The organism is Bacteroides cellulosilyticus DSM 14838 (assembly GCF_000158035.1).
Classification (GTDB): Bacteria; Bacteroidota; Bacteroidia; order Bacteroidales; family Bacteroidaceae; genus Bacteroides; species Bacteroides cellulosilyticus.
In genome coordinates this window covers 1-681 of record NZ_EQ973506.1, presented here as the reverse complement: position 1 = coordinate 681, position 681 = coordinate 1, and the positions used below count along the sequence as shown (strand labels likewise).

Annotated in this window: 1 protein-coding gene; it reads left to right on the top strand. The window is 33.2% G+C overall.

The window, feature by feature from the left end; genetic code table 11:
- Window positions 1-680, top strand: a 680-nt coding sequence (locus BACCELL_RS25355; RefSeq protein ID WP_007215043.1) for a restriction endonuclease subunit S, incomplete at its 5' end; no start/stop codon positions are given.
- Window position 681 lies beyond the last annotated feature (1 nt).

Below are 681 nucleotides of genomic sequence, written 5' to 3'. Positions count from 1 at the left end.
CACAGGCGTTGTTCAAATCGTGGTTTGTCGATTTCGAGCCGTTCAAGGATGGAAAATTCGTAAACTCTGAATTTGGAATGATACCGGAAGGATGGAAAATTTCAGAATTAAAATCGATCTGTTCTCTTATTACAAAAGGGATTACTCCACAATATGATGAAAGTTCCAATCAACTTGTAATAGGCCAAAAATGTATACGAGGAAGGAAAATTGATTTATCTATAGCACGAAAACACATTCCAAAACAAATAAATGAAAAATGGGTTCAATATGGAGATGTATTAATTAATTCAACAGGAATAGGAACATTAGGCAGACCCGCCCAAGTATGGTTTCAAAAAAAGAATGTAACTGTGGATTCGCACGTAACTATTGTACGAACAAATCGACAGAATGATAAAATGTTCATAGGACAATATTTTTTAGGAAAGCAAATCTTATTAGAATCATACGCTACAGGTAGTACTGGACAAGCTGATTTATCAAAAGAACTATTGGCAATGACTAAATTAGTCTATCCAACTGATAAAGTTTTAAACGATTTCAATAAAATTATTACCAATATGGTCTTAAAGATAGTTGAATTACAGACAGAAACAGAATATTTATCATCTTTGCGCAATACATTACTTCCCCAATTAATGTCGGGAGAGCTAAAAATCAATGAAACAACCCGCTAAA